This is a genomic window from Vulcanococcus sp. (genome assembly GCF_044369115.1).
Classification (GTDB): domain Bacteria; phylum Cyanobacteriota; class Cyanobacteriia; order PCC-6307; family Cyanobiaceae; genus Vulcanococcus.
In genome coordinates this window covers 1-3,531 of sequence record NZ_JBIPMN010000219.1, presented here as the reverse complement: position 1 = coordinate 3,531, position 3,531 = coordinate 1, and the positions used below count along the sequence as shown (strand labels likewise).

Annotated in this window: 4 protein-coding genes; 3 read left to right on the top strand and 1 reads right to left on the bottom strand. The window is 66.5% G+C overall.

The genetic code is table 11. The features are described from left to right. A partial coding sequence (locus tag ACIQ2E_RS13400) for a hypothetical protein (RefSeq protein WP_398331508.1) occupies positions 1–381 on the bottom strand: 381 nt, incomplete at its 3' end. Between the two features lie 105 nt (positions 382–486). Between ACIQ2E_RS13400 and ACIQ2E_RS13395 the strand changes: the two genes are divergently transcribed. The 3 genes from ACIQ2E_RS13395 to ACIQ2E_RS13385 all read left to right on the top strand — a co-directional run. After that, positions 487–1,605, top strand: a complete 1,119-nt coding sequence (locus tag ACIQ2E_RS13395) for an AZOBR_p60025 family cell surface glycopolymer formation protein (protein ID WP_398331505.1) — start codon at positions 487–489, stop codon at positions 1,603–1,605. Next, entirely contained in the window at positions 1,602–2,864 is a 1,263-nt protein-coding gene (locus tag ACIQ2E_RS13390) for a glycosyltransferase (RefSeq protein ID WP_398331502.1), read from the top strand. Before ACIQ2E_RS13395 ends, ACIQ2E_RS13390 begins: the two co-directional genes overlap by 4 nt. Before the next feature lie 13 nt (positions 2,865–2,877). Then, positions 2,878–3,531, top strand: a 654-nt coding sequence (locus tag ACIQ2E_RS13385; protein ID WP_398331499.1) for a nucleotide-diphospho-sugar transferase, incomplete at its 3' end; no start/stop codon positions are given.

The following is a 3,531-nucleotide window of genomic DNA, read 5'->3' as shown; positions in this document are numbered from 1 at the left end:
GCACTGTTGGGCCCAGAAGAAGCGGCGGATCAGGAAATGGGCGTGGGTTGTGCTGAGTCCAAATCGCCGTGCCTGTTCGATCGCAATGGCTGGTTGCTGCACCAGCCCTTGCTGGCGCCGCCTCAGCCAGCGTTTTGTGCGGGCAGCCAGTTTGCGGGGCAGGGCGAATCGGCCTCGGATCACATGGGGAGGGTGCGCCTTCGTTTCCAGGCTCAGCCGCGGAAACACCTCGAGCAGGGGAGTCAGGCCCCTGAGATCGTCGTTGGAGGTGAGCACCAGCACCTCGGCTGTCGGGGCGTGCTGCTCCAGCGAGTGGAGCAATGGCCACAGATCAGCGGGCCCGTAGGAGAAGGCCGTGGTGATAACCAGAGGACGGCTCACCGCAGCTCCGCGATTTGGGGCCGAGCGTAACCTCAGCGGATGGAGGCAAGCACTGCAACCGGGCCAAGAGGCTGGAGGCCGGCGGCTGTTGGCTTGCTCACCGGAATGCTGGCACTGCTGGTGTGGGCCCTGGTGGTGTTTGGCAAATACGGTGGCAATCCCTCCGGCCTGGCCCGCATCGGCGATCAGATCCCCCTCTCCCCGCGGCTGGAGGGGCAGAGCCTGGTGGTGCTGGCGGGCAAGCGCGGCAACGACGGCCAGCAGTTCCTCTCCCTGGCCCTCGATCCGCTCCAGGCTGATCCGGGCACCAGCGCGGCCCTCGACAACCCCATCTACCGCGGCAAGCGCCTGCTCTATCCCCTGCTGGCCTGGCTGCTGGGCTTCGGCCAGCCCGGTTTGATTCTCTGGATGCTGGGCCTGATCAACGTGGCCTGCATCGGCTGTGCCGGGGGCCTGGTGGCCCGCTGGGCCCAGCTACACCAGCGCTCCCCCCAGTGGGGCCTGGCGGTGCTGGCGCTTCCAGGCATCTGGATCACCCTCAGCCTCGACACGGCCGATCTGCTGGCCACCACCCTGTTGCTGGCGGCAGCCGTGGCCGCCCAGCAGCGGCGATTGGGGCCCCTGGGCGCCAGCCTCACGGCGGCGCTGCTCACCCGCGAAACCAGCCTGCTGGCCTGGGCCGCCACGGGGCTGACGGCCCTGTGGGAACGCCGCTGGCGCTGGCTGGTGCCCCTGGCCCTGGTGCCGGTGCCCCTGCTGGCCTGGATGGCCTGGCTGCGCCACCGCTTTGCCGCCACCGCCGATGGCACCCTCGCCAGCCTCCACTTCACCTGGCCCTTCGCTGGTGTGTTGCGCAAGGCCGGACAACTGCTCGGGCTGCTGCAGCTGCCCGGTGTGGAGCTCGGGGGGGCGGAGCGTCTGTTTGATGGGCTCTGCTTCCTGCTCTGGTTGGCCACCCTGGGGCTGTTGGCCGTGGCGGTGGGGCAGCGATCCACGGGCCGCTGGCTGCGCCTGGCGGCGGGTTGCTATCTGCTGCCGGCCCTGTGCACGAGCACCCAGATCCTGGCCCGCTTTCCGGACTACACCCGGGTGTGGATCGATCTGGCCAGCCTGGCTCTACTCGCCTTGTTGGCCGGCCGCAGTGGGTGGTTGAAGCCCTGGTTGGCCTTGGCCTCGCTGGTGTCCATCGGCTACGGGGCGGGCTATCTGGTGCTGGCGCCATGAGGGTGCTGCACCTCACGGCCGGCTCCCTGCGGCGCGGCGCCTCCCGCGGTGCCCTTTGGCTCCATCACGGCCTGCGGGCCCAGGGCATCGAGAGCCAGTTCCTCACCACCGATCACCAGGCCTCCGGGCCCGGTGTGCAGTCCGTCGCCCCGGGGCGCTTCGGTTCGCTGCTGCTCGAGGGCTTGAAGCAACTGGATCGGCTGCCCCTGCGGGCCTATCGCTTTGATCGCCGCGGCACCCTCAGCCCCGGTTGGATCGGCCTGCCGATTCAGGCCATGCCGGGCTACCGGGCTGCTGATCTGATTCATCTGCACTGGATCAACGATGGCCTGCTGGATCTGCGCTCGCTGCGCCATTGCCCCAAGCCGATCGTGTGGACCGCGCGCGATCTCTGGCCCACCACCGGCCTCTGCCACTACCCCCAGGGTTGCGAACGGCAGGCCGCTGGCTGCGGCCATTGCCCCCTGCTGCCCGCTCCGGCCTGGCCCTGGTCTGATCCCTCCCGGCGCGGCTACCGGCGCAAGCAATGGACCTTGCGCCAGGCCCCGATCACCTTTGTGGGCATCTCCCCCTGGGTGAGCCGGGAGTTGCGGCGCAGTGCCATCACGGCCGGCCGGCCCGTGGAGATGATCTGGAACTGCATCGATGAGCAGCGTTTCCAGCCCCTGGCCAAGGCCGAAGCTCGCCGGGCCCTGGGTTTCGATTCCGAGCTGGGGCCCGTGGTGTTGGCGGAACTGCGCTCGCCCGCCAGCGAACCCTGGAAGGGTTTCCAGCATCTGCTGGCGATCCTGCCCCACTTGCGGGATCGCGGCATCCAGCTGTGGCTGTTCGGGGCTGTGCCCCCCGATCTGCAGGGCGTGCTCCCCTCCGATGTGCGCCTGTTTGGCCGCATCGACGACGATGCCCAGCTGCGCCGGCTGTACGCCGCCGCCGATGTGTTCGTGTGCCCCACCCTGGAGGAGGCCTTCGGCAAAACCATGGCCGAGGCCATGGCCTGTGGCACGCCGGTGGCGGCCTTCCGCTGTTCCGCTCCGGCCGATCTGGTGGAGCCTGAGCTCACCGGGGCGCTGGCCGAGCCCCTCGAGAGTGATGCCTTGCTGGCTGCGATTCTTCGGCTCCTGCCACAGGCCGAACGTCTGTCTGCCTACTGCTCCCAGCGCGCCCGCGCCCGTTTCAGCAAGAGTGTGAGCGCCAGCGCCTACGCTGAACTCTATGGGCGCTTGCTCACCGGTTCTGTTCCTGGTTTTCAACCGTCCTGAGCAGACCGCTCGGGTGTTTGAAGCCATTCGCGCTGCCAGGCCTCAGCGCCTTTATGTTGCCGCCGATGGGCCACGACCGGATCGTCCAGGTGAAGCTGAACGCTGCGCTGAGGTGCGCGCCATTGCCACAGCCGTGGATTGGCCGTGCCAAGTGCAGACGTTAATGCGCGATCACAACCTGGGTTGTGGCGTTGCTGTGAGTGATGCAATCGATTGGATATTCTCCAAGGAGGATGAAGCAATCATCCTCGAAGATGATTGCCTGCCAGCGCCCTCTTTTTTTGATTACTGCACGCTTCTGCTGGAGCGATTTCGCGCTGATCAGCGTGTTGGCCAGGTCTGCGGCTTCAACCTTTTGGCGGATGCCTCTCCGCGTGCGAGCGACTATTTTCCCAGTCACTTTGGTTGGTGCTGGGGATGGGCAACATGGAAACGGGCCTGGAATTATTTCGACCCGCGCATGGGGAGTTGGCAAGCTCTGAAGCACATGGGGCTTCATCGTCAGCATCCCTTTTATCGAGAGCGAATCAAGCTCTTTGATCTGGAGCTGAATTCGGATCGCAAGGATGTATGGGATTACCAGTGGCACTATGCGCTTGCCAGCCAGGGGATGTTGTCGATGGTTCCCGCGGTTAACCTCATTCAGAACATTGGCTTCACGGGCGAC

Excerpts from the sequence above, each read along its gene's own strand:
- ACIQ2E_RS13395 (WP_398331505.1), top strand. The coding sequence starts at position 487 with ATGCTGGCACTGCTGGTGTGGGCCCTGGTGGTGTTTGGCAAATACGGT.
- ACIQ2E_RS13390 (WP_398331502.1), top strand. The coding sequence starts at position 1,602 with ATGAGGGTGCTGCACCTCACGGCCGGCTCCCTGCGGCGCGGCGCCTCC.